The sequence below is a fragment of the Hyalangium versicolor genome (genome assembly GCF_020103695.1).
Lineage (GTDB): Bacteria > Myxococcota > Myxococcia > Myxococcales > Myxococcaceae > Hyalangium > Hyalangium versicolor.
This window is the reverse complement of the sequence record NZ_JAHXBF010000011.1, coordinates 311,257-335,823: the sequence shown is the minus strand read 5'-3', so window position 1 is coordinate 335,823 and position 24,567 is coordinate 311,257. Positions and strand designations below refer to the sequence as shown.

At 65.9% G+C, this 24,567-nt stretch carries 18 protein-coding genes; 7 read left to right on the top strand and 11 right to left on the bottom strand.

From position 1 onward, the window contains the following. The first annotated feature begins 43 nt into the window (after window positions 1-43). Entirely contained in the window at window positions 44-2,245 is a 2,202-nt protein-coding gene (locus KY501_RS24135; protein WP_224365608.1) for a di-heme oxidoreductase family protein, read from the top strand. A gap of 34 nt (window positions 2,246-2,279) precedes the next feature. Here the strand turns inward: KY501_RS24135 and KY501_RS24130 are convergent, their stop codons facing one another. Then, window positions 2,280-3,113, bottom strand: coding sequence for an SDR family oxidoreductase (locus KY501_RS24130; protein ID WP_224365607.1), 834 nt, complete (start codon window positions 3,111-3,113; stop codon window positions 2,280-2,282). A gap of 93 nt (window positions 3,114-3,206) precedes the next feature. Between KY501_RS24130 and KY501_RS24125 the strand changes: the two genes are divergently transcribed. Both KY501_RS24125 and KY501_RS24120 read left to right on the top strand, forming a co-directional pair. After that, the gene (locus KY501_RS24125) at window positions 3,207-4,115 is read left to right on the top strand and encodes a LysR substrate-binding domain-containing protein (RefSeq protein WP_224365606.1); all 909 of its coding nucleotides are present in this window, start codon (window positions 3,207-3,209) and stop codon (window positions 4,113-4,115) included. A gap of 211 nt (window positions 4,116-4,326) precedes the next feature. Continuing rightward, the gene (locus tag KY501_RS24120; protein ID WP_224365605.1) at window positions 4,327-5,838 is read left to right on the top strand and encodes a L,D-transpeptidase family protein; all 1,512 of its coding nucleotides are present in this window, start codon (window positions 4,327-4,329) and stop codon (window positions 5,836-5,838) included. A 15-nt stretch (window positions 5,839-5,853) separates the two neighbouring features. Here KY501_RS24120 and KY501_RS24115 read toward each other — a convergent pair whose 3' ends face one another. After that, the gene (locus KY501_RS24115) at window positions 5,854-7,281 is read right to left on the bottom strand and encodes a glycoside hydrolase family 76 protein (RefSeq protein WP_224365604.1); all 1,428 of its coding nucleotides are present in this window, start codon (window positions 7,279-7,281) and stop codon (window positions 5,854-5,856) included. 122 nt (window positions 7,282-7,403) lie between these two features. On the opposite strand from KY501_RS24115, the gene KY501_RS24110 reads away from it, so the two are divergent. Both KY501_RS24110 and KY501_RS24105 read left to right on the top strand, forming a co-directional pair. Then, entirely contained in the window at window positions 7,404-8,222 is an 819-nt protein-coding gene (locus KY501_RS24110) for a helix-turn-helix domain-containing protein (protein ID WP_224365603.1), read from the top strand. 45 nt (window positions 8,223-8,267) lie between these two features. Beyond that, window positions 8,268-9,086, top strand: a complete 819-nt coding sequence (locus KY501_RS24105) for an SAM-dependent methyltransferase (protein ID WP_224365602.1) — start codon at window positions 8,268-8,270, stop codon at window positions 9,084-9,086. A gap of 40 nt (window positions 9,087-9,126) precedes the next feature. Here the strand turns inward: KY501_RS24105 and KY501_RS24100 are convergent, their stop codons facing one another. The 5 genes from KY501_RS24100 to KY501_RS24080 all read right to left on the bottom strand — a co-directional run bounded on the left by KY501_RS24100 (window position 9,127) and on the right by KY501_RS24080 (window position 17,596). Then, window positions 9,127-10,827 carry a carbohydrate-binding protein gene (locus KY501_RS24100; protein WP_224365601.1) on the bottom strand — a complete coding sequence of 567 codons (1,701 nt, stop codon included), beginning with the start codon at window positions 10,825-10,827 and terminating at the stop codon, window positions 9,127-9,129. Between the two features lie 576 nt (window positions 10,828-11,403). After that, window positions 11,404-13,173: a sigma 54-interacting transcriptional regulator gene (locus KY501_RS24095; protein ID WP_224365600.1), complete on the bottom strand. Its 1,770-nt coding sequence runs from the start codon at window positions 13,171-13,173 to the stop codon at window positions 11,404-11,406. A gap of 79 nt (window positions 13,174-13,252) precedes the next feature. Then, entirely contained in the window at window positions 13,253-14,083 is an 831-nt protein-coding gene (locus KY501_RS24090) for a tetratricopeptide repeat protein (RefSeq protein WP_224365599.1), read from the bottom strand. Continuing rightward, a complete protein-coding gene (locus KY501_RS24085) occupies window positions 14,080-15,834 on the bottom strand; it encodes a serine/threonine-protein kinase (protein WP_224365598.1) in 1,755 nt (584 codons plus the stop codon). The genes KY501_RS24090 and KY501_RS24085 overlap by 4 nt, the downstream gene beginning before the upstream one ends. Window positions 15,835-15,922: 88 nt before the next feature. After that, the gene (locus tag KY501_RS24080; protein ID WP_224365597.1) at window positions 15,923-17,596 is read right to left on the bottom strand and encodes a LamG-like jellyroll fold domain-containing protein; all 1,674 of its coding nucleotides are present in this window, start codon (window positions 17,594-17,596) and stop codon (window positions 15,923-15,925) included. Between the two features lie 342 nt (window positions 17,597-17,938). On the opposite strand from KY501_RS24080, the gene KY501_RS24075 reads away from it, so the two are divergent. Beyond that, window positions 17,939-18,619: a hypothetical protein gene (locus KY501_RS24075; protein WP_224365596.1), complete on the top strand. Its 681-nt coding sequence runs from the start codon at window positions 17,939-17,941 to the stop codon at window positions 18,617-18,619. A 24-nt stretch (window positions 18,620-18,643) separates the two neighbouring features. Here the strand turns inward: KY501_RS24075 and KY501_RS24070 are convergent, their stop codons facing one another. After that, complete coding sequence (locus tag KY501_RS24070) at window positions 18,644-19,927, bottom strand: beta-helix domain-containing protein (RefSeq protein WP_224365595.1); 1,284 nt, start codon at window positions 19,925-19,927, stop codon at window positions 18,644-18,646. A gap of 342 nt (window positions 19,928-20,269) precedes the next feature. Between KY501_RS24070 and KY501_RS24065 the strand changes: the two genes are divergently transcribed. Beyond that, on the top strand, window positions 20,270-22,702 hold the full coding sequence (locus KY501_RS24065; protein WP_224365594.1) for a penicillin acylase family protein: 2,433 nt from the start codon (window positions 20,270-20,272) through the stop codon (window positions 22,700-22,702). A 65-nt stretch (window positions 22,703-22,767) separates the two neighbouring features. Here KY501_RS24065 and KY501_RS24060 read toward each other — a convergent pair whose 3' ends face one another. Genes KY501_RS24060 through KY501_RS24050 form a run of 3 tightly spaced genes read right to left on the bottom strand, consistent with a single transcriptional unit; the run spans window position 22,768 to window position 24,516 of the window. Next, complete coding sequence (locus KY501_RS24060; protein ID WP_224365593.1) at window positions 22,768-23,772, bottom strand: zinc-dependent alcohol dehydrogenase family protein; 1,005 nt, start codon at window positions 23,770-23,772, stop codon at window positions 22,768-22,770. A 4-nt stretch (window positions 23,773-23,776) separates the two neighbouring features. Further along, a complete protein-coding gene (locus KY501_RS24055) occupies window positions 23,777-24,013 on the bottom strand; it encodes a helix-turn-helix domain-containing protein (RefSeq protein WP_224365592.1) in 237 nt (78 codons plus the stop codon). Continuing rightward, window positions 24,013-24,516 carry a DUF2975 domain-containing protein gene (locus KY501_RS24050; RefSeq protein ID WP_224365591.1) on the bottom strand — a complete coding sequence of 168 codons (504 nt, stop codon included), beginning with the start codon at window positions 24,514-24,516 and terminating at the stop codon, window positions 24,013-24,015. The genes KY501_RS24055 and KY501_RS24050 overlap by 1 nt, the downstream gene beginning before the upstream one ends. Window positions 24,517-24,567 lie beyond the last annotated feature (51 nt).

Genomic DNA, 24,567 nt, shown 5'->3' with positions numbered 1-24,567 from the left:
AATGAAGAGCCAAGCCTCATCTGCCGGGAGAGAAAGCGTATTCATGCGGCCACGCTCGGGCCCAGCGCTGCCTGCGTTGTTGGCGGCAGTCCTGTCCTTCACCGCTTGCAGTGGTGATGACTCGAAGTCGGCGGAGAGTCCCGAGACCACTCCCTTGTTGGGGAGCGGGTCCACGCCGGAAGCTGAATCGTTGGCGGAGCCTTCGCCCGGGCTGGCGGCGACAGACTATGTCCCGCTCTATCCGGCTGGCACGCAGGTGGTAGAGCAGATTCAGTACCGCGAGGCGGACGGAACCCTGGTGACTCTCGCGGGCTTCCGCCCGACCAATCGCCATGCCCGCGAGCGTGGCGAGCCGTGGGATCAACCGGACGTCGGCCCGGGCAACTACTTCACCTTTCCGACGTGGTACTTCCAGAACCGGACTTACGGTCTGCTGATTCGTGACGAAGTCCCCGCCGGCCGGTCGCGCGTCTCGTTCTCCATGCGCGTGAATGACGGAACGTTCGTCGAATCGGGCTTCAGCGCGTTCCGGCGCGTGGATGCCGATGTCCGGGATTACGGTTGGAAGATGAACGTCGGGTTCAACAATCCCAAGGAGGGTGGCAAGAACATCTGTTACGCGACCTCGGCCCCTGAAGACTGCCTGGTGCTCATCACTGACAATTGGCGTGCTCCTCAGCCCGGTACGCCTTTCAGGCTGGGGGACGTGCTCGAGGTGACCCCTGCGCAGTTCCTGTTGTCCAATGGTGATGGCAAGGCAGTGATCGACGGTGGAGGAATTCGCTACTATTCCTTCGAGCAGCTGTATCAGGTGGGCGTGGGCATGCGCCCCTGGTATGGCATTGCACCCACGCTCGATTCCTCTCCGCTGCCAGACAGCACGCTCCTGGGAGGAGAGGCCAGCGTCTCCTACAACTATTCCGAGGAGCCGCACCGGGTGTTCCAGCAGACGGTCAACAACATCGGTATCACGGACATGAAGCGCTTCGTCGAGGGACGACGGCTGTTCCACACCTCGTTCATCGATGGGAAGCACTCCGAGAGCCCGGATATCAACCCCGTGTTCACGCAGCACGCGAACCAGCTGGGGCCGCGTTACAACAACATCCGCTGCATTGCGTGCCACGCGCTCAATGGACGCAGCGCGGTTCCGGCGCTGGGCGCCACGCTGGACACCTTTGCCATCGAGACCGCCGCGGCGAGCTCCTCCACGGGAGTGACGCCCGACTCCACCTATGGCTTGAACGTGCAGCAGCGGGCCCAGAGCACGACCGCACCTGACTACTCGGTCTCAGTGCAGTCGTATCAGACGACGGTGCGCACCCTGCCGGATGGCGAGACGATCCAGTTGCAGAAGCCCGTGTTCTCCTTCAAGGGGCCCGTGCCCGCGCAGTACTCGGTGCGTCAGGCGCCCCAGGTGAACGGAGGAGGCCTGCTCGAGGCGTTGGACGAGACGACGATCCTGGCCTTCTCGGACCCGAATGATGCGAACGGTGATGGCGTGAAGGGCGTGCCGAACTGGGTCATCAACCCGGAGAACGGCAAGCGTCACCTCGGCCGTTTTGGTTGGAAGGCGAGCAAGGCGTCCCTGCGGCACCAGGCGGGTGAAGCGCTCTTGAAGGACCTGGGAGTCACTTCGCCCGTCTACAAGTCGCGCGATTGCCAGAGGGGCGTGGCCAACTGCAACTCCACGACGGCCGCGACCTCCCTCTCTGAGACGGAGATCGACCGGCTCGCCTCGTACCTCGCGCTGCTCGGTGTTCCGGCCCAGCGCAGCCTGCGCAGCGGCTACCCGGATGGGATGCGCGTCTCGCCCGAGCACGACGTGAACCCCACGCTGATCAGCCGGGGCAGCACCTTGTTCGCACAGGCCCAGTGCACCGCGTGCCACATCGCCCAGATGAAGACGGGGACGACGCATCCGTTCGCCGAACTGCGCAACCAGACCATCCACCCGTACACGGACCTGCTGCTTCACGACATGGGAACCGGGCTGGCCGACAACCTGACTCAGGGGCAGGCCGGACCGAACCTCTGGCGCACCCCGCCGCTGTGGGGCATCGGCTCGCTCAAGTACGTGCAGGGCGGGGCGCAGAACGTGCGCTACCTGCATGACGGGCGTGCGCGCACGCTGATGGAGGCCATCGGCTGGCATGGCGGCGAGGCGACCAACAGCCGCACCCGGTTCGAGGCGCTGAGCAGGGATGACCGGACCGCGGTGCTCGCGTTCCTGGAATCGCTCTGAGCCGGCTCCAGGGGGCGAGGGCGGGTGTCATGTGTCACCCGCTTCGCCTCGCCCCGAAGTTCGCTCTCATGAGGGCCATGTACTCGTTCTCGGACGTCTGCCGGCGTGCCTTGACGAGCGGGAGGATGTCGTTCGTCGCTACGTAGCGCAGGCGATCCGACTCATCGTTCGTGGCTTCGAAGATGACCTCGGCGACGCGCTCCGCCGTCGCGCTCGTGTCCGCGCCTCGGGACGCACGCATCGAGGCGAAGAGCTGGCTCGACTCCGAGATGAACGCGTCATAGTCGCGGACCTTGCTCGACAGCGCCGCGGCCTCCTTCGCCGAGCGCTCGCCGAACCCCGTGCTGGTGACACCTCCCGGCTCGACGATCTTCACGCGGATGCCCAGCGCTCCGAGTTCGTACGAGAGCGACTCGGAGAAGCCCTCCAGCGCGAACTTGCTCGCGTTGTAGAGCGAGATCATCGGAAGGCCGAACACGCCAGCGCCAGAGCTCACGTTGACGATGCAGCCTGCCCGCGTCTCGCGGAAGTGCGGCAGCACCTCGCGCACGACGTTCATGACGCCGAAGACGTTCACCTCGAACTGCTCGCGCACCTTTTCGTCTGGGGTGAGTTCGAACACGCCGAAGAGGCCGTAGCCCGCGTTGTTCACCACCGCGTCGATCCGCCCGAACTTCGCCAGGCCCGCCGCGATGGCGGTGCGAATCGTCTCGGGCTTTTGGACGTCGAGCCGGGTGACGAACGCGCTGGGAAGGTCCTGCGGTGTTCGCATGGTGGCGATGACGTTCCAGCCGCGAGCGGCGAACAGCTCCGCGGTGGCCTTGCCGAATCCGGACGACGCGCCGGTGATGAGTACCGTCTTCTTCATGGTGCTTCCTCCTGTCGAGGCACTCTGATAACGCCACCCCATTGGTGCGACTATCACCACGAAATGAGACGGACTGATGCAGGAGACAGCACAATGAAGCGAGCGGGCTTCTTCGAACTCCAGGCCATTTCGGCTGTCGCTTCGCACCGCAGCTTCCGGGCCGCGGCGGGCGAGCTCGGTCTCTCGCCTTCCGCCTTGAGTCATCTGGTCGCGGCGCTCGAGAAGCAACTGGGCGTGAGGCTCTTCCAGCGCACCACCCGCAGCGTCTCGCTCACGCAAGCGGGTGAACGCTTCCTCTCGCGCGTCCGGCCAGCGCTCGATGAGCTCTCGGCGGCGATGGAGTCGGTCAACGAGTTCCGCGACACGCCGACGGGCACGCTGCGCATCACCGCGTCAGAAGGGTCCGCGCGGCAGTTGTTCACTCCGGTGGTGCTCGAGTTCATGCGGCGCTATCCCGACATGAAGGTCGAGCTCGCTGTCGAGTCCAGGTTCGTCGACATCGTGAAGGAGGGCTTCGACGCTGGCATCCGGCTGATCGAAGCGGTGCCGCAGGACATGGTGGCGGTGCCCTGGGGACCGAAACAGCGCGCCGCTGTGGTCGGTTCACCCCGGTACTTCAGGGCGAATCCGCCTCCGAAGGCGCCCGCCGACCTCCACGAGCACCGATGCATCCGCTTGCGGAAGAAGAATGGCGGGCTCTATGCCTGGGAGTTCGAACGGCACGGTGACGAGGTCGAGATCGAGGTTGATGGGCCGCTCACGCTCGACGCACTCTCCCTGGTCATCGAGGCCGCGCTGAATGGGGTGGGGCTCGCGTACCTGTTCGAGTCGGATGTTCGCGCGTATCTCGCATCCGGAAAGCTGGTGTGCGTGCTGGAGGACTGGCTACCAGCATGGCCGGGGCTGTGCGTCTTCTACCCCAGCCACCGTCATGTCCCGGCAGGGCTGCGTGCATTCGTCGACGTGGTGAAGGAGGTTTCGATGCGCGACACCTTGCGCTGAGTGAGGGCCACGGATGGAACGTCGAAGTTTCATCCGGAGCGGCAATGACCGTCGAGGCCGCACAGCTTTTGTTCATGAGGATCGAGCCCACCTTTCCCGCCGTTGAGCCTGCTTGTTCGTCCTCCTACCCTGACAAGGTATGAGACGTTGGCTCTCGCTCGGTCTTCCGCTCATGGGTCTCGCGTGTTCATCTCCTCCGGAACAGCGAGCCATGCCCTTGGTGCTCGTCGTGGATGCAGGTGTCGCGCAGTCCTCGCCTCTGCCTCCGGTGACACCAGTGGAGGAGTCCCCAACGCCCCCGCTCGTGCTGTCGAGCAGTCCCGAGTTGGAAGTGGAGCCTGGACTCTCCACGGAAGAACTCGAGGAGGCGTCGGATTCCGAGCCGCTGGAGCCAGAGGATGAAGCGCAGGAATCCGAACCGGCGCTCGAACTGGGGCTCGACCTCCGTGCGGACATCGAGGAGGACGCGGACACGGAGTCCGGTGGCTCGGAGGAGACTCCTGGCGAGCACCTGTTCAAGTCGAATACCCGCTCGCTGAAGGCCAGGCGCTCCATCGTCGTGCGCGCCGAGCCTCGAAAGGACGCAGCCCCCATCGGGACGCTCGCGCAGGACATGCGCGTGCGTTGGAAACAGGTGGTGAAGGGGACGGACTGTGATGCGTGGGTGGAGATCGAACCGCGCGGGTGGATCTGCGAGCGCTACCTGGAGTCTAACTTTCGTGAGCCGCGCACCCGCGATCTGCCGCTGCTCGGGCCCGAACAGCTCACGCCGGGCGTTTATGCGCACGTGAGCCGCCGGGCGCGCGTCTACCTGAGTCTGGCGCAGGTCCGCCAGGGGTTGCGCGGCCGTCGCGTGAAGGGCTCGGTGACGGTGCAACTGGCCAGTGAGACCCGCGTGGGTCGGCGCCGGTTCTGGCGCACCACGGGAGGCAAGTTCATCGAAGCGCGCTACCTGCGCGTCTACACGCCGTCGGAGTTCGTGGGGCTGGATCGCGCGATACTGGAAGCGCTCCCCATGCCGCTCGCATGGGTGCAGTCCCGCGCCACCCCACGCGAGCCGGTGGTGGTGCGCATGGGGCCAGAAGCCACGGCGGAGCGGGAGACCGTGCTGCCACCCCGCACGTTGGTGGCCCTCCAGGAGCTCTCCACTGATGGGCAGTGGGCGCGCATCGCGGATGCTCACTGGGTGGCCATCGCAGATCTCCACCGGATCGGTGGGTTGCCTGTTCTCTCGGATCTTGCCCCGGACGAGCGCTGGCTGGACGTCGATCTGCAGGAGCAGGTACTGGTGGCCTACGAGGGCGAAAGGCCCGTGTATGCGACGCTCATCTCCTCGGGGGCGCGCCAGCACGAGACTCCCGAGGGACTCTTCCGCATCTGGCTCAAGTCCGCCGAGGCGGACATGACGGGGGATGACGGGCGCAATCGCTACCTCGTGGCCACGGTGCCCTGGACGATGTTCTTCCAGGGCAACTTCGCCCTCCATACCGCGTACTGGCACGACCGTTTCGGCGAGCCGGTGAGCCACGGCTGCATCAACCTCGCGCCGAGAGATGCCCGGGAGTTGTACCGCTGGTCATCTCCCGAGGTGCCTTCGGGCTGGTCCATGGTCTACGGAACCGAGGACGTGACTGGCTCTCGAATCCGGATCCACAGTGGCCCGGAGCAGAAGGAGGGGCCGCCGCTGTCGGTGGCAGCGTCCTCGGCTCCTTCGCTCCAGTGAAGGCGCGCCATGGGCTCAGGGCGTGGCGTTCATCAGATCCACGGCGCTGTGCTGACGGGCCGCGTCCGTGCGGTCCAGGCCTCCGGCCCAACGCAGGCCATAGGCGTCCAGGGCGTTGCGATCCTTCGCATAGGCGGAGTCTGCCTGGCGACGCAGATAGGTGGTGTAGGGGTGGTCGGACAGCAGTGAGTTCAGCGCTCCCAGCCCACGGGCGTACGCGCCCTTGAAGGAGGGGCCGTCCCCGCCGCAGTCACCATCCTCGCACGGCTCCTTGAGGATGCCGTTCGAGTTGAGGGACGCGTGCGTGGTCGAGGCATCCGCGAGCTGCCTCGCGCGGGTCAGCAGCGTGCTGTCGCCGGTGGCGCGGTACAGCTCGACGAGCCCGGCGAGGATGACGCCCTGGTTGTAGGTCCAGGCGACGTCCCCGTTGTTCTTGCACGTGCTCAGGTTGATGCCGTCGTTCACCAGGTTCGACGCGTTGATCATTCCGGTGCCCTGGAACCAGGTCCACGTCGCCTTGGCCCGCTGCAGGTAGACGGTGTCACCGGAGATGCGGTTGTGCAGTGCGGCGTTGAGTTGCAGGTAGAGGCTGTTGGCAATCGCGTTCTTGTACGTCCTGGCCGTGCTCCACCAAACGCCGCCGCCGCACACGCTGTCCCAATAGCGAGCCATGTAATCGGCGTCGGCCCGGGCAGTGTCGAGGTAGCGCGTCTCCTTGGTGAGATCATACGCGGCGATCCAAGCCAGTCCCCACCAGCCCGTGTCGTCGATGTAGTCGTTGGTGAAGTTTCCTCCCTGGGCGGTGCGGTTGCGATCGTAGGTGTTGGCGATCGCGTAGCGATAGCTCGGCATGCCAGACACCCGGATGTTGTCGATGATCGCGGTCAGAGCGTTGGCCGAGTTCCACCAACCCGTGGTGCTGAACAGGCCGGTGTTGTTGTCGTAGAACTGCATGAGTGCCGTCGCCGCGGCGGTGCGCCGATCCCATGCATTCCACGTGGTGCGGGCCCACTGCGTACAGGTGACTTCGGGCCGATCGCCGGCCTTGCCGCAGGCGCGCAGCGCTCCCACGCCGTTGGTGGCCCAGTCATCCACGTTGTACATGAGGGTGCGCCACCCTCTGTATCCGGTGGGAATGGTCGTATCGCCGAGCTTGCTGCCACCGGCCCAGGTGCGTCCTCCATCGAAGGACCGGTCGAGCCAGACTTCATCTCCCGGGTTGCCGTTCTCGATGGCAGCCCAGGCCATCGCATCGTCATCGTCGAAGTGCAGGACGATGCTTCGCGAGTAGATGGTGGAGCTGACGGACTGGCGGTCCTTCGGCGACAGCGCCGGGTCTCGGCCATCACAGTACTTGTTACAGATGGCCGCTGCGGCCACCGATGGCACGGATATGAAGAGCACCGCCATCGCGGCGCCCACGGTGTGGATCACTTTGGACATGCTTCCTCCTTGCTGGGTGACGCCATAGTGGTGAACTTCCCGCGAGATCAATGATTTCCTGTGAAAACAGGAAGACGGCAAGGTATTCTGTTGGTTGCAAGTCGTGACCGGACAGGACCGCCATGAATGCACTGCTCTACCGGCCGGGACCTCCGCTGGAGGAATCCGTCTCCTGCTTCTGGCTCTCGGAGGAGGGCCGCGCGTCCGTCTCGAAGGAGCGGGTGCTACCATCCGGTGCGCTCAGCCTCGTGATCAGCCTCCGCGAGGATCGATTTTTCATCTATGGACCCGATGAGCGCACCCGGCTGGCTTCTCTTCCTGGAGCCATCGTGTCGGGTGCCCACCCCACACCTTTCGCGATGGACGTGCCGGCTCGCGGACTGGCCATCGGTGTGTGTTTCAGGCCCGGCGGAGCAGTTCCCTTCCTTGGTGTGCCGGCCCATGAATTCGAGGGCAAACAGGTGGGGCTCGATGCCCTCTGGGGGAGAGCTGCGGCGTTGCTGCGAGAGCAACTCATCGAGGCTTCGAGCCCCCACGAGCAATTCCACATGCTCGAAGTCTTCCTCCTGGCCCGGAGGAGGTATGCGCGTCCAACTCACCCGGGCGTAGCCATGGCCCTGCGCGCGTTCGGGGATCCCTCTCTTCGAAGCGTCGCCGAGGTGAATGGCCTCACAGGCCTCTCGCCCAAGCGCCTCATCGCCTTGTTCCGAGCCGAAGTCGGGCTCGGGCCGAAGACGTTCTGGCGTGTGAGGCGCTTCCGGGAAGCGCTTCGACGCCTCGAGCCGGGTGGGCCCATCCGAGGTGCGGAGCTGGCGCTCGACTGCGGGTACTGCGACCAGGCCCACTTCAACCGGGACTTCCGCCACTTCGCCGGCTTGAGCCCACGCGAGTATCTCGTCCAGGGTCTCGCTCGCCCGAACCACATCCGCCTCGCCGGGTAAAAAGATCCAAGATCGAGAGTGCCCGGCCAGCGCACGCTCGGGCTCATGATGAATCCAGTTGCCACCACTGGCCTCCTCGTTGCCTCGATGCGCTCCGAGGAATCCCTCCGTCCCGATCGCCTCTTCGAAGATCCCTTTGCAGCGATCCTCTCCGGTGATGCGGGGCGTGCCGCACTCGCCGCCTATCGCGCCGCCGTGGGGCCTTCCATTCCCATCATCGAGGTGCGGACGCGCTTCTTCGACGAGGCACTCCTGCGCGCTTCGGCTGCGGGCGTGCGCCAGTTCGTCATCCTCGCTGCGGGGATGGATGCGCGTGCCTATCGCCTTCCCTGGGCGGAGAAGACGCGCGTCTTCGAGATCGACCAGCGCGAGGTCATCGCCCACAAGGAGCGCGCGCTCCACGGTGTGGCGGCCCGCTGCGAGCGCATCTCCATCGCTTCGAACCTGGCCGACGACTGGCCTCGGGCGCTCGCGGCGAGCGGGCATGACGCGCACGCGCCCACTTGCTGGCTCGTCGAAGGTCTTCTCCAGTACCTGGAGGCCGGGATGGTCGAGGGCCTCTTCGCGCGCATCAATGCCCTGTCGGCTCCCGGCTCCCGGCTCCTCTACGACGTGGTCGGGCGGACGCTCCTCACCGCACCGATGCTCGGCTTGGTGCTCCGATACATGAGCGAGCTGGGCGCACCCTGGATCTTCGGCACCGATCATCCGGCGTCGCTCGTCGAGGGGGACGGATGGAGGGCCGCCCCCATCGATCCCGCGCGAATTGGCTCGGAGTGGGGGCGCTGGCCATTTCCACCCGGTCCGACAGGCACGTCGGGCTTTCCGTTTGGCGCCCTGGTGGAGGCGACCCGGGAGGGCTGAGCTTCCTCCCTCCCGGTCCCGTCCTGGATGCCAGGAATGGCTACGGCGCCGGGTCCAGCAGGCCCACCCCTCGCTGCGCCCACTCGCTCCCTCGCGCCGTGCGGAGGTCATCCGTCGGCAGGGGGAGGAGTTCCCAGACGGCCGGATTCTGCGGAGGGATCTTGTTGGTGTTGGAGGAGAGGGCCCGATAGAGCTGGCCATCGTGCATCACCAGCGAGCCCGCCGGGTACGTCACCTCCGGAGTGTTGGGAGCCAGCGTAGCGCGGTCCGTCCACATCTCGAGCTTCCGGGTGGGCGTGCCCGCGGGCAGCCCCGTGTTGACGAACTCCAGGACTGGCACGGACCCGTTCACGTTGTTCGTCGCAGTCACGACTCCCGCAGTACCGCTCCCGCCGGTGATGCCCTGGACGATCTTGCGGTTGCCCTCCCACCGGTTGTCCTTCAGCGTGACGGGTGAGGTGATGGTGTCGCCGATCCTGAAGACGACGCCCGGATCCGTCGCGGTCGGGTAGACGCTCGTGTAGCCGAAGTCGAGCCCCCGGAACGCATTGCGCTCCCACAGGAAGCTGGCGCCCGACCCGGATGTGCCGCCGAAGTAGAGCCCCAGGCTCAGGGTGTCCGCGAAGTAGTTGTCCGTGAACTGCACGTTCAGAGCCGCATCCCCGGTCTCGGGCCCGGCGAAGAAGTTCAGCAGCGAGCCGGCTCCTCCGAGGAACACATTGTGATGGAAGCGGATGAGGCCGCCGCGGACCTGTGCCTGGGAGTTGTTGTCCTGGTAGCCCTGGAAGGCGGCACGCCAGTCGATCGCGCCGAACGCGAAGACGTTGTGATGGATCTCCGCGCCGTCTCCCAGGTTCTGCGCCTGCAGCGACTCGGTGCCGGTGCGCACGAATCGGTTGTTGTACACCTTCACGTTCGAGCCGAGCGGCGTGGGCGCGCCCTGGGTCGAGCCGAAGTAGAGGGCCTCGCTGGCGGTGTCGTGGATGTAGAGATCATGCAGCCGGACTCCGTCGAGCGACGGCACCGTCCCGCCGCTGGCGGCCCGGTTGATGCGCAGCCCCGCGAAGCCCGCGCGGGTGATCTCCACGAACTCCACCTCGAACTGGTTCGCGTCGCCGACTCCCAGGCCCATGTGTCCGTCGCTCAGGAACATGTCATCGCTCAGGAAGCCGTAGTGGTTTCGGGAGGTCGCATAGGCGCCGCACCGGTGGCCCGGGAAGGCTTCGTCGCCGGTGCCGGAGATGGGATCGTACCGGCCTGTGAGGATCCAGTTCGTGCCGCCTCCCATCGCCCAGAGGTAGCCCTGCGTGCTGCCCGCCGGAGGCCGGATCACGACCTGGCCACCCTTGTTGGTGATGACGAGCGGCCTGTTCGCGGTGCGAGCCGGCAGGTTGCCGAGGTTGATGAGTGTATAGGTGCCTGCGGGGATGTAGAGCCGGTCCAGCGTGCTCCAGTCCACGGAGGGGAATTTCGTCTGCACGTTCGGGATGTAGAGCTCTCCGTTGCTGTTCGGGGCCGGCAGCGTGAAGGTGTTCGTCGGAGGGCCGAAGTGACCGAAGTCCTCGCACGGCTGCACTCCGCCGTCCGTCCCGCCATCGCCAGTTCCTCCATCCGTGTTCGGATTCTGTTCACCCGCGTCTGGGTTCAGGTTTCCGTCTGGAGGTTCGGTGTCGGATGAAGAGGAGCATCCCACGAGGCTGGAGATGAAGAAGGTCAAGATGATGAGCAGGTGCCGGTGCATGGAGGAACTCCTGGTGATGCGAGTTGCGACTGCCAAGGAAGCGCGGCGGTCGAGTGACCTCCACGCCGGCGCGCATGATTCACGAGTTCCATGGGTTCCGACTATTTGGGGATACCCTCTGTTGCAGAGAAATATCGAAGTATCACTGTGGAGTGATCACCCCCCACAGTGAGGGGAGCACCCCACAGCCTTCCAATGGCTGGCCACAGAGTCTGGCTTGGCCCTGCTCTGGGGAATGTCTGGTTTGAAGAGAGGCGGTGGCTGTCATTGCCAGCATGTGCCCCGGCGCGTGACGGTGCTCGCGCTCGGGTTACGCGGAGCGGGGACGTGCCGCCTCTGCCTTACCCATGAGCCATAGCAGCCCCGCCAGGTGCTGCTGGTCGTGGCTGCAGAGGTAGTGAATCAGCCCGCGCACCGTTACCGGGCCGTAGCCTTCGAACGAGCCGACGCGGACCAGCTGGGCGTCGCTCAAGGGCTCGAGGAGCTCCACCGTCGCATCCAGGGCTCCAGTGCCTTGTTCGTGCGGCCTGATGATACCCTCGAAGCACCAGGGGAGACCCGCAGTGGCTCAGGTGACTACTCGGGCTTCTTCAAGCCCAGAACCTTCAGCCGGTACGACAAGGTTCGTACCGCCATGCCCAGCTTCTTCGCGGCCTCGGCTCTGTTCCACCCGGTCGAGGCAAGCGCTTCCTGGAGCACCTGGGCTTCGAACTGCTGCACCTTGGCTCGGGCCTGCGCAGGCTCCTGGGCCGCGAGAGAGGAAGCAGGGCTCGGGCTTGCATCGGGACGGGGCTCCCCTGAGCGCACCCGCACGGGAAGATCCTTCGGTTCAATGAGCGTTCCCTGGGTGACGACCACCGCGCGTTCGATCACATTGCGCAGTTCCCGGACGTTGCCAGGCCATGAGTAGGCATGGAGGAAGACGAGCGTCTCCGGAGAAATCCCCTCCACCCGGCGACCGTTGGCCTTGTTGGCCGCCTGCAGGAACCTTCTTGCCAGCGGCTCGACCTCGTCCCGGCGCTCCCGCAGGGGAGGAATCTCGATGACCACGCCACTGAGCCGGTAATAGAGATCGGAACGGAACGTGCCTTCCTCGACCATGGTCTCGAGATCGCGGTGCGTCGCCGCCACGATGCGCACGTCGACCTCGAGCTCGCGGTTGGAACCCACGCGGCTGAAGGCACCCACCTCGAGAACGCGCAGCAGCGAGACTTGCGCCGCGGGGGGGAGTTCGCCGATCTCATCCAGGAAGACCGTGCCGCCATCGGCCTCCTCGAACACGCCCTTCTGCTGTTGCAGGGCGCCGGTGAAGGCCCCTCGCTCGTGACCGAAGAGGGTGCTCTCGACCAGGTCCTTGGGGAGTGCTCCGCAGTTGACGCGGACGATACGCCGGTCCTTGCGAGGACCGCTCTCGTGGATCAACTGGGCGAGCACCTCCTTGCCAGTGCCGGTCTCGCCGTGAAGGATGACCGGGATGCGAGAGGTGGCAACGCTCGCCACTGTCTCGAGCACCGGGCGCATCACCTGGCCGGCGATGAGTGCTGCCTCCGAGCCCTCCCCCCGTGCCGGGCTCGCGGCCGGTCCGCTCTGCACGGGATTCTCGGGCGAGGCGCGGTGGGCCGCCTCGCGAGCGGCCTCGATCAGTGCATCCCCGGTGCTGCCGGAGGGAGGGTAGAGGGCAATGCCCACGACCAGCGAGCTGCCTCCGCTCGCGCGCGAGGCCACGATGGCCTGGGCAATGCGGTGGGCTTCCTCGACTCCCGTCTCAGGCAGCAACACCTGGACCGCGCTGGTGCCGTAGAACGCCATGAGATCGACGGGGCGGAGGTGGCCGCGCACGGCTTCGATCCAGGCATGATCTTCCTGCTCGGGCGTGGCGGTTCCTGCTTTGGAGAACACCCGTACCAGCAGCAACGCGAAGGGGCGGCGAAACTGCCGGGCACGCGTGAGTTCCTCCTCCAGGCGCTGCTGGATCAGCTCTTCCCGGACGATGCCGAGGGAGTCGCCCCGGGCCCCGAGGGCTTGCACCTGAAGGGGCACACCGCCCAGGACGATCTCATCGCCGATCGTGAGCTCGACACGGCTGACGCGGCTGCCGGCGAAGAAGCTGCCGTTCTTCGAGCCGAGATCCTCCACCAGCACGCGCGAGCCGGAGAGGAGGAACCGGGCGTGCTCGCGCGACAGGGTCTGGTCATCGATGCGGAGCCCTGCTTCCGGAGCGCGACCCACGATGAGCGGCATGTCCGGGGAGAGCAGGCGTGTCACCTTGCGGCCCGCCTGATTCGAGATCAATGCGACGCGCAGCCGGACTGACGGTTGGTACGCACGAATCAAGAGCCCTTCCATGCTGGCGGTCTCTTGAATGTCGCCCTGTGCTGATGGGTTCCTAGGCATGAAGTCACTTCCGTTCACGGCAGGGCTTCTGTCATGGGAGAGGGATCGGGATGCCAAGCCCCGCTTGGGCTGTGACGGCGAAGCGGTAGCGGTTATTCAGGCGGGTGAAGAAGTAATCGGTCCCGAGATCGAATACGCCTACGAGGGTGGCGGGCAGCGCGATGCGCCCACCCGCCACGATTCCCGCGCCATAGGTCTTGATCCCGGGAAGGAGGCTGGCGCGTGCTCCCAGGAAGGGCCTGATGAGTCCGTTTCCTGGCCGCACTCCGGCTTGGAGGTGGAAGACCGGGGGAGCGCCCAGCATCACGCGCACGGTGCCTTCCAGGGACTGGCGCTGGAAGGTGAAGCCCGCTCCGAAGGTCCACTGATGATCCACGGCTTCGAAGAGGCCGAGCACCTCGGGCCTCAGCGCGTGGGACATGGCAAAAGCCGCACGCCGCCGCTCTGCCGCTTGCGCCTTTCGAAATTCTGCCTCCCGTGACTTCTGGAGTTCTTCATCTCGCGCGGCGAGCTGCCGCTCGGATTCGACCTGCTGGCGGATGAGCTCAGCGAGAGCGACCAGTTCCGGTGGGAAGCGCACGGGATCTACTCGCGCTTCGGGAGTCTCGCGCGCCAGCGCCTCCAGCGGCTTCCGCGCCGCCTCCTCCCGACCTAGGGCGTAGAGCGATGCAGCCAGGTAGATGCGCGTCTGCGCCTGGCTGGCCAGAGGTAACTGGGGATCGGCCAGCTCCTGCTCGAAGATCCGGGCCGCTGCCTCGAAGTCTCCATACTCGTAGTGCTCGATCCCCGTCGTCTGCGCCCAGGCGGTCCCGGACACGAGCAGGAGTGCCATCAGCAGGCCCAGCCCAGGGTGGAGTTTCATGGGGAGGAGGGCATTGCCTCGGTGCCCAGCTCCACGATGTGCTGAAGCCGCCCGCCAGAGGGGATGACGAGTGTTCGCCGATAGCTCGCGAAGGCCGGGTTGCGCAGCTCCAGCTCATGCGTGCCCGAGGCGAGGGTGTAGCTGTGGGTAGGGGGAACACGTCCGAGTCTCTGCCCATCCACCCAGACATCCGCCCAGGTCCCCTTCATCACGAGGTGGAGGGTACCGGTGGCTGCCGGCTGGGGAGCGGGCTCCGGTGGTGGGATCACAAGAGCGGTGAGCGCACGCGGAGCCGGTTCGGTGGGACTGGGCTTCGCGAGGGTCTCGTGGGGCGGAACGGAGGGGGCAGGAACGGCAGGAGGTGGAGGAGACGCAGGCGCCTTCTTCTTGGGAGCGGTGGACACAGCCGCTCGCTTGATCGCTGCCGTGGGCAAGGGGGCGGGAGCCTGGACCGGTGTGAGCTCGGAGCTCGGTGTATGGACCATGGGCTCGGCCAGGGAGACACTGGTCACTGGCTGAACCGTGGGGGACGGCGTGGGAGCGAGGGATGCCGATTTCTGGTTCTCGCGCGTCACTATCGCACCGACCGTGCCCACCCCGAGCACCAGCGCCAGGGTTCCGCCAGCCATCGCGCTCCATCCCCACAGCGAGCCGCGCTGGGGAGAGGGGGGGCGTGGCTCAGCGATGGGGACTGGCTCAGCCGGAGGAGGCGAAAGCGTCGCCGTGGGAGCCGTTGGAGGTGTCGGCGTCAGCGGGGGTTCGAGGACGGTGAGTGCACGGGAGCTGCGCGCCCCCGGCGGCAGACTGGCGCCATCTCGCGATGGAAGCAGGGCCCGGAGCTGGAGCGCCACCTCACTGGCCGAGCCTGGACGCTGCTGAGGCTCCTTGGCGAGCAGCCGGAGGATGAGCGCGTCGACTTCGGGGGGCAGCTCTACGAACAACGAGGGCGCGGGCGGAGGCGTCTTCAGGTGGTGGGCGACGATCTCCATGGGGGAGCGGCCGGTGAAGGGCCGCTGCCCGGTGAGCAGCTCGAAGGCGAGGACGCCCACCGCATAGAGATCCGTCTGAGGCCCCACCTCCGCGCAGAGCGCCTGCTCGGGGGCCATGTACTGGGGCGTGCCGACGACGACGTTCGAGTGCGTCTGCGGAGAGGTACCCTCGGGGGTGGTGCTGCGCTTGGCGAGCCCGAAGTCGAGCACCTTGATGGACACGCTCCCATCGGACTGCCGGGCCACGAAGATGTTGCTCGGCTTGAGGTCCCGGTGGATGACGCCCATCGCGTGCGCGGCGGAGAGTGCATCGAGCAACTCGCACAGCAGCGCGAACGCCTCATGGAGGGGCAGGGGCGCTCGGGCCTGGAGGAACTCGTTGAGGGGGCTGCCCTCGAGATACTCCATGACGAGGTACTGGCCGACGCCCGGCTGTTGCCCGAAGCCGAAGATGTCGATGATCCCGTGGTGGCGGATGGCACTGGCGGCACGGGCCTCGGCCAGCAGCCCGCGGGTCTGGGGCCCCTGGGCGTGCTCATCGCGGATGAGCTTGATGGCGACCTTGCGGCCGATCGTGAGGTGCTCGCCCTCGTAGACCAGACCCATGCCGCCGCTGCCGATATGACGGCGCACCACGTACTCGCCGAGGTGCTGGCCCTCCAACGCCTCCGGCACCACCGTCCCATCGTGAGGACACGCCAGCATTCCCGGGGGCAGGGAGTGGCCACAGTTGCTGCAGGAGCGAGGTGCGCGCGCGCTCATTCGTGAAGGGAGCCCCTCCCTCACGTCATATCACGACGCTCCCTCTGCTGATGGCCGGTCGGGTACCTGCCTACCCGAGATTACCGCCTCAATGTAAAGGACCTTTCTGGAATGAACAGGAGCGCGGGCGGAGGAGCCCGATGAGCAGCAGGGCCCAGAGCCAAGGGCTCTGCCAGGAGGAGGAAGAGGCCGCGCAGCTCAGGCCATAGACGCCCAGCTGTGCAGTAGAGAAGGAGACCCCGAGGAAAGGGGCGCTGATGTTGCCGACGTTGTCGGTGGCTGTAGCCGAGGCGCGGTGCTCTCCCCAGGAGAGTGGAGCGGTGAGCTGGTAGCTCCAATCGCCGTGGTCATTGGCTTCAACGGAGCCGATCTTCACGCCGTCGACAAGAAGGGTGACGGTGCTGCCGGGCTCGGCCATGCCGGAGAAGCGAGGCGTTGCCGTGGAGAATCTCTGAGAGGGGGATGGCTCCCGGAAGGAAGGGGCCCCGGGCGCCACGGGATCACTGAAGCGGGCTGCGATGAGGCTCGGCGAAAGGACCGTCCGGTAGACGCGAAACTCCGAGATGGAGCCCCTGAAGAAAGGGGTTGCCGCCTGCTGCGCGCGGCCCAACCAGTTGTTCGTGAGAGGGCCCAACTGGGACGGGGTGTACTTCAAGACGGATCGCGCCACCTCCAGGCCATTGACGTACAGGCGGATGAGCTTCGCCGTAGGGTCCAGGGTCACCACGAGTTGGGTGGGCACTCCCAACGGGAGCGAGTGCTTGCTCGGCAGCACCTGCACCCTGTCCCCATCGGGAGAGGTGATGGCGAAGAGGGGCCGGGTGTCCTCGGTCGCGATCAGCGCCAGCGAGGAGTTCGTGGCGTCGTTGAAGAAGTGGAAGATGTGCGCAGCGGTCTTCTCTTCCCACTCATTCCACGTCACCCAGACTTCGAAGGTCGCATCGTCGAGGTGGACGAGGGTGTCGCTGATGGGAAGGCTCACGTAGGCATCCGTTCCGTTCAGGAACACCTCTTCATCAGCCCAGGCGTCTCCCTCGAGGGAGCCGTTTGCACCGCTCACCGAGTCGGACGCGCTGAGGGTGAAGCTATAGCTGTGGACCAGCTCCGGAGGAACCTCCGGAGCGGACCGCAAGTTGAGTCGCAGGCGGTTGTCGACGGCGGTGATGCCACCACAGGCGCCTCCGCCCACCATGTTGACGATCTGGGTGCCGGTGAAGACGGCCACGCCATCCGACAGATGTCCATCGGTCTGGAACTGCTCGGGGAGGATGTCGAAAGGGGTGCCCGTCAGGTCCACGTTGCTCTGGCCATTCGCCTTGCCCGAGCAGGAGGTCGCGCTCGCCAGTGCGTGGCTGGAGATGACGGTGTCTCCGAAACGAACCGAGCCCTGGCTCTTGGAGAAGGTGGGGTCGTCCATCACGAGCGTAAGTGTCTCAGGCTCGAAGCGCACCTGGGTGTACCACGTCGTCAGCCCTTCCGGAGAGGTGTTCCCTGGGCCATAGAGGGAGTAGTTGGTGGTGGGCCCGGTATGCGGCAGCGTGAGGTACTCCCGAGGCGTGCCGGCCATGTCATGGCAGTACAGCTCCACTTGCTGGCCGCTGAGCGTGAAGGAGTAGGTGCCATCCGGGGCCGAGGGGTTCTGCGCGTGAAGCTCGGCGCAATTCGCGGCTGCGTGGCCGAGGCCCGGCAGCAGCAGGACTGCGATCGTCCACACCCGCCAGAGAGGCTTCCAGTCGGCAAGGGAGCGAGGAGGAGATGGCATGTCTGGGGTCCTTGGATACAAGCCTGCAATGGGCCCAGTTTAGTCGGGTCCGTTTCGGTAGGACGTTCCGACACTTTCTCCCCCGAGGAGCAAGTAGCCGAGATGGAGCCCTACCGAAACGGACTCCCGAACTCGTTGCAACGCGGATGCCGATCCCTGGCTGTTGGACCTTCAGAGGGAGAAGCGAGCCGCTCCCCCTGAAGATCCGGCAACTTCCTGCCGGTGGGGAAGGTCCTTCCTGGCAACTTCTTGCCGAGGGCCCCAGCCTCTCGAGGCGGCTGATCCAGTGAAAGTGGGTTAAGCTGGGAGCCGCGAAGTGGTTACCCCAAGGAGTACGCGGTAATGGCCGATGGTTTCGAGGCAGCAAAAGGCCCACGCCCTACGAATCTTGTGTCGCAAGCCCAGGCCCAGATCGACGCCGCCCTTGTCCGGACTGGCGTGGCGGATGCGGAGCGCGCTCGCATCGCCGTGCACCTCAAGGGACTGAGCGGCGCCGACCTCCAGCGCGAGATCCTGTTGCTTCAGCATGTGCTGGCGAGTCCCAACGCGAAGCGGGCCATCGGCGCGTATGATCGAGTGCTGAGCCTGTCCAAGGAGAGCCCGCGGGCCGCTCAGCGGCTGCCGCCAGAGATCCGTCACGGTCTGGTCAGGGGTGTGGCGGATCCACGCGCCACGACGACGACGGGGCACGAGGGCATCCTGGTGCAGGCTCAGGCGGAACTGGCGGCACGGACGCTGATGCACATGCCGCAGGCGCAGTTCGAGCAGGCGAAGGCCCTGCTGTCCCGGGCCGGGCAAGGCGGTGCTCATGGGCTCAACGAGGCGCGTGCGGATGCCTGGGCCGAGCGGGCCTACATCCTCAAGTTCATCGCCCAGCGCAGCGAGCGGCTGCGCGCCACACCCGCGGACGCGTCCGCCCGTGGCTCGGACACCGATGCCAGTCGGGCGATGGATGAAATCTCGGGCATCGCCGATGACATGCGCGCCATGAGCCGTACCCAGCTCATCCGCCTGCATTCGTAGCGCCGCACCTCGCCGCATGGGCGCTCACATCTCGCACTGCGCCTCGCCGTCATTGTTGGTGAAGACGTTCTCGACTGCTGACGCGGTGAAGTCCGCGATGCTCGCCGAGTAGCTGACCACGGCGATGCCGCACCCGGACGAGTCGCTGAGCGTGCTGTGGGTCACGAAGAAGCCCATGTCGGTGAGCACATTGATGTTACCCCTGCCCAATGCACCGAAGAGGGGCAGGCCGGCATGGGTGACGGTGACGTAATCCAGCGACGAGCCGGCGGGGCCTTGGAAGAACAGGCCCGACCAGAAGCCCTTGGTGGGCGAGGCGGAGGCGGGGACGAAGCGGATGGGAGCCTGCGCCGTGCCCTGGGCCTTGAGCTTGCCGGGCAGGGGATTCTCGTTCTCGTCCTTCGTGCCGATGAGGATGAAGCTCTCGGCGGGCATCTGGAACTCGATCCCGGCGCTCAGGGTGAGCGTGGGCGAGGAAGCTGAGCCCACCACGAGCCCGATGGGCACGCCCAGACCGGTCTCATCGACGAACTGATAGGGGACACCGAGGTTTGGCCACGTCTGGGTGGTGGTGACAGAGCCCAGGAAAACCTGCACAGCGTTGGTGGAGTTGTTTCCGAGAGCGCTGTCTCCTGGGAGGGTGCCTACTTCGTTGGTGCTTGCCTTCACAGCGACGCCCATGGTGTCGCGCACGGTCAGGCGGTGGGAGTCCTCCGTGAACCCCGCGCCCACCAGGACGACCCCTTGATTCTGGCTCTTCTGGACGATGACGTCCTGGACAGTGACGGAGCGCACGGGAGCTCGCGCATCGACGTCTCCGATCACACGCAGGCCTGCCGCCGTGCGCTTGAGGGTTTCTTCCGGTTCACTGGAGAGGGTGAGGAGGCCGCCCGCGTATTCAATGGTGGCGTGGGAGAGGACGGTGCCCGCGGCGGACTTTCCCAGCATATGGATGCCCCCCCAGTACCCAGGCTGGGGATTGTCGGAGTCGGCCGTGAAGAGGATGGGAGCCGACGAGGAGCCCACCGCGCGCAGCGCTCCGACCTCTTCTGTTTCATCGCCGATGAGCAACGCGGCGTCCCGCTCGAAGCGGACCACGACACCCTCCTCCAGGGTCAGCACGGGATTCGAGTCGCCTCGCACGTTCACCAGGCCCCGCACCACGTGAGGGTTGTCCGACGCGCGCCAGAGCTGGTTGCTGGAGATGAGTCCCTGATGGACGGAGGGGGAAGGGGGATCCTCACCACACCCGATGAGCGACAACGCTGCGGCAAGCCAGGCACCTTTCCACGCAGGGTGGAGTCTCATGAATCATGTTCCTTTGTCGTGAGGGGCGAGCCCTCGAGATCATGGTTCCAGAGCACCCCCTGGGCCAGCGGCTCGCCCACCTCATCCTGCTCTCGCACTGCGCGAAAAGGCCGCTGCCAACGGCAAGATGTTGCCTGGGAGGACCTGCCCGCCGGTAAGAACTTGCCGCCGTGACTCGCACTCAGGAGCAGGTGGATCTCCCCAAATGACGCTGACGGCTGCCGTGGGCTACACCCGTTACCCGGAGCAGGCCTGGCAGGTGGCAGGTGGATTTTCAGAAGCCGCCGAGGAAACACGCCCGAGTTCTGCCCACCCCCCCTCTCAGCAAGACCCGAGGCTGTCATGAATCGTCTCCGCTCTCTGTTCCTCCTGTGGCTATGGGCGCTCCCTTCGCTCATGGGCTGCGGCGAGGAGGCCACCTCTCCTCCGCCTCCCTCCCATCTTTACGAGGCCGAGATCCGCTACACGGCCTATGGCATTCCCCACATCCGCGCCTCGAATCTGCGGGGCGCGGGTTACGGGCAGGGCTACGCGCTCGCGAAGGATCACGCCTGCACCCTGGTCGATCAGATCGTCAAGGTGCGCGGCGAACGCGCCCGCTACTTTGGTCCCGGTCTCAGCAATGCCAACGTCACCTCGGACTTTGCGTACCGCGTGCTGGATCTCACGGGCCTGGCTGCGGACTCGGTCTATCGCCAGTCCGCGGATGTGCTGGAGCTGGTGACGGGCTTCGTCACGGGCTTCAACCGCTTCTTGAGTGAGCCCGAGGCCTCGGGGCTGCCCTGCGCCGGTCAGCCCTGGCTGGCCCCCATCAACGTGGTGGACCTGCTGGCCTACAACCGTTCGATCGCCCTGATGACCAGCAGCAGCCGGATCCTGGATGCGATCGCCGCCGCCCAGCCTCCAGCGGTGACGGCTCGCAAATGGGAGCCGCGAGAGTCCCCCGTGATGGAGATTCCCTCCGCGCTCCTGGGAAGCAACGGGTGGGCGCTCGGAGCCGACCGCTCGGCGGAGGGCCTTGGCATGCTCGTGGCCAACCCGCACTTTCCCTGGGAAGGAGAGATGCGGCTGTGGGAGAGCCAGCTCACCGTGCCCGGGAGGCTCGATGCCTACGGCGCCAGCCTGGTCGGTGTCCCGGGGGTGCTCATCGGCTTCAACCAGGACGTGGCCTGGACACACACCGTGTCTTCCACGGGCGCCCGGTTCACCGCGTATGCGCTGAAGCTGGTGCCGGGCAAGCCCACCACCTACCTCTATGACGGGCAGGAGCGGCAGATGAGCTCCCAGGACATCACCCTCCAGGTGCTCCAACCGGATGGCACCCTGAGCAGCCTCACCCGCACCTACTACAAGAGCCACTACGGCCCCATCATCTCCCTCTCGGGCCTGGGCTGGACGGGCACGCTGGCCCTCACGTATCGGGATGCGAACCTCTACAACGAGAAGCTCAATTCCCAGTTCCTGGGCATGAATGGGGCCGCGAACCTGGCGGCGTTCCAGCAGGTGTTCTCAACGGAGCAGGGCATTCCCTGGGTCAACACCCTGGCCACCAGCCGCGAGGGCGACGCCTGGTTCGTGGACGGGTCCGCCACGCCCAATGTCAGCATCGCCACGCTCCAGGCCTGGCAGGCGGCGCTGGCGCAGTCCACCTCGCTCCAGTCCGTGCTGCTGCGCTCGGGAATCGTCCTGTTCGACGGCAGTACCCCACGGGATGAGTGGGTCGCGGTTCCCGGTACTCGCTCCCCCGGCCTGATTCCTGCCGCCAACGCCCCTCAGCTCGCGCGCCGGGATGTCGTCTTCAACTGCAATGACAGCCACTGGCTGGCGCACCCGAGTGTTGTGCTCGAGGGCTACTCGCCGCTCCAGGGCCCCGAGCGCACCGCCCGCTCCGTGCGGACCCGTATCAGCGGGATGATGCTGTCCGAGGTCAGCGCGAGTGGTGCTTCGGGCGCGGATGGCCTCTTCACCCTGGAAGAGCTGCAGAACACCATCCTGAGCGATCGCAGCTCCACTGCGGAGCTGCTACTCCCCGCCGTGGTCCAGCGCTGCCTGGCCCACCCCTCGGGCACCGCTCAGGGTCACGCGGTGGATCTCACGCAGGCGTGCGCGGTGCTGGCCGCCTGGAATGGCCGGTTCGATGCCTCCGAGGCAGGTCCCGCGCTGTGGCGCGAGTTCATCGCGGGCTTTGGTTCGAGCGCGCTGACCGCTTCTGGGACCCTGTTCTCCACGCCCTTCTCGTACACCTCGCCTGTCACGACTCCGAACACGTTGAAGCCCGCCCCCGCGACAGGGGCGGATCCCGTGCTGGACCAGCTCGCCGCCGCAGTGCTGATGCTTCAGCAGGCAGGCATCTCCGTGAATACCCCGCTGGGCCAGGTCCAGTTCGCTCCGCGTGCGGGTCAGCACATTCCTCTGAACGGTGGCTTGGATCAGGACGGCGTCGCGAACCTTGTCAACTACAGCCCTTCGCTCAACACCTCCACCACCGAGCCCCCCACGCCCCGAGGCACCGTCATCAACAGCCGTACGGTGCTGACCTCCGATGGCTACGTCGTCAACACCGGCACCAGCTTCCTGATGGCGCTGGAGTTCGTGGACGAGGGCGTGCGCGCCCGGGCGGTGCTCACCTATGGGCAGACGGGCAACACCGCCTCGCCCACCTTCCGCGATCAGCTTTCGCTCTACTCCGGCAAGCAGTGGCGGGACGTGGCCTACACCGAGGACGAGATCGCCAACAACCTGGTGGGACAGCCTATCGTTCTCTTCGAGGACTGATCCCACGGACTCCCCCTCTCTGGAGACAGGGAGGGGGAGTGTCTCGCTTCTACGGAGACCTCCCTTCAGCCGAGGTCGATCACGACTTTGCCGAAGTGCAGTCCATGTTTGAGGTATTCGTACGCGGGGCGCACATCCTCGAACGGAAACACCTTGTCGATGGCAGGGCGGATATCGTGCCGCTCGATGAAGCCAATCATGCTTTCGAACAGGCGCTTCGAGCCCATTCGTATCCCGCGAACGGTGATCGCTCGATACTGGATGCCATAGGGATCGATTCTGCCCCTGTCCTGGAGGCCGACCAGGTGAATGTGGCCACCCAGGGCGGTGGCGGCCACCGAGAGCTCCAGGGAAGAACCGCTGACCGTCTCGACGATATGATCGGCCCCGCGACCATCGGTCATTTCCAGGATCTTCTCGTGCCAGGCTGGCGTCGTCCGGTAATTCACGGCTTCGTCGGCCCCCAGCGCTTTCGCACGCTGGATCTTCTCGTCGCTCGACGAGGTGATGATGACGTGCGCCCCCGCGGCCTTCGCGAACTGCAACGCGAACAGCGCGACGCCGCCCGTGCCGAGAACCACGACAGTCTGGCCGGGTTCCACATGCTCTACTGCGTTCCACGCCGTCAGTGCCGCGATCGGTAGGGTCGATCCGTCGCGATAGGAGTAGCCCTTCGGCAGCTTGACGAGGTCCATCTCGGGGAAACACCGAAACTCGCTCAGCACGCCATCGTGCCCGACTCCCAGCGCTCGTGGCATGGCATCACGCGGAATCGGCCCCTCGAACCACCCCGTGACAACGACCGCGGAGACAGGGTCGCCGACGGCGAAACGCGTCACAGCCGAGCCGACCGCCATGACTTCGCCCGCCGCGTCGGACAAGGGCACCATCGGCCTGGGGAGTTCGATGCCGCCTTCGCTCGCCGGTTTGACGAACAACAGATCCTTGTAGTTGAGGGAAGCCGCATGCAGGCGGACCAGAACCTCATGTGTCCCAGGCTCAGGGGTGGGCTCCGTGCCTTGCACGAGCCCGTCCAGGCTGGGGCGATGCAGTCGATACAGTCTCATCATCGGCTCACTCCTCATCTGGCATCATCAGGTCCGCGGGATCAGGGTCGTATTGGATCAGATCGCCCGGCTCGCATTCGAGTGCAGCGCAGAGCTTGGACAGGGTCGAGAACCGGACCCCGCGGACCTTGCCCGAGCGGAACAAGGACAGGTGCGTCTGGCTCACCCCGATCAGCTCGGCGAGCTGCTTCGCCTTCATGCCTTTTCTGGAGAGCACGTCGTCCAGCGTGATTCGGATGGGCATCAGAAGATCTCGTCGAGTTCATTCTGCAGGGCCAAGGCATGCGTCAAGACGTTCGCGAGGAGCGTCAGCGCAAGGCCGACCGCGCCCAGAGCGAGCCCTCCTACGTCGTAGGCGATCACATAGCCCGGCCCGGACCCGAGCGCGCGCATCACACTCGGGATGATGAACACGCCGATCAACGCACCGGCCGCCAGCATGACTCCGACGCGATGCAGGGCCTGGGTGATGGTCGGGGTGTAGAGCTCGCCTCGCGCGAACGCGGCCAAGGCCTGCCGGACCCACCATAGTGCCAGCAGATAGAACACCTCGGGACAGGCCGCCACGCACTGCAGGGCCAGCCGGCGCGCCGCTTCTCCTCCCCCCTCGCGGACGAGTGCGATCGTTACGGCAGAGAACCGCTCGAAGACCAGCAACGCCGACAGCAAGGCCACCAGCAACGTCATCAGGCGGCGGAGGAGGGTGCTGCGCGCCTGGATCCGGGCGCTCGTCGTTTTCGCACTCATGGCGGAGTGGACTTTAGGCTTGACTTAAAGAATCCGCCCCTTAATTTAACT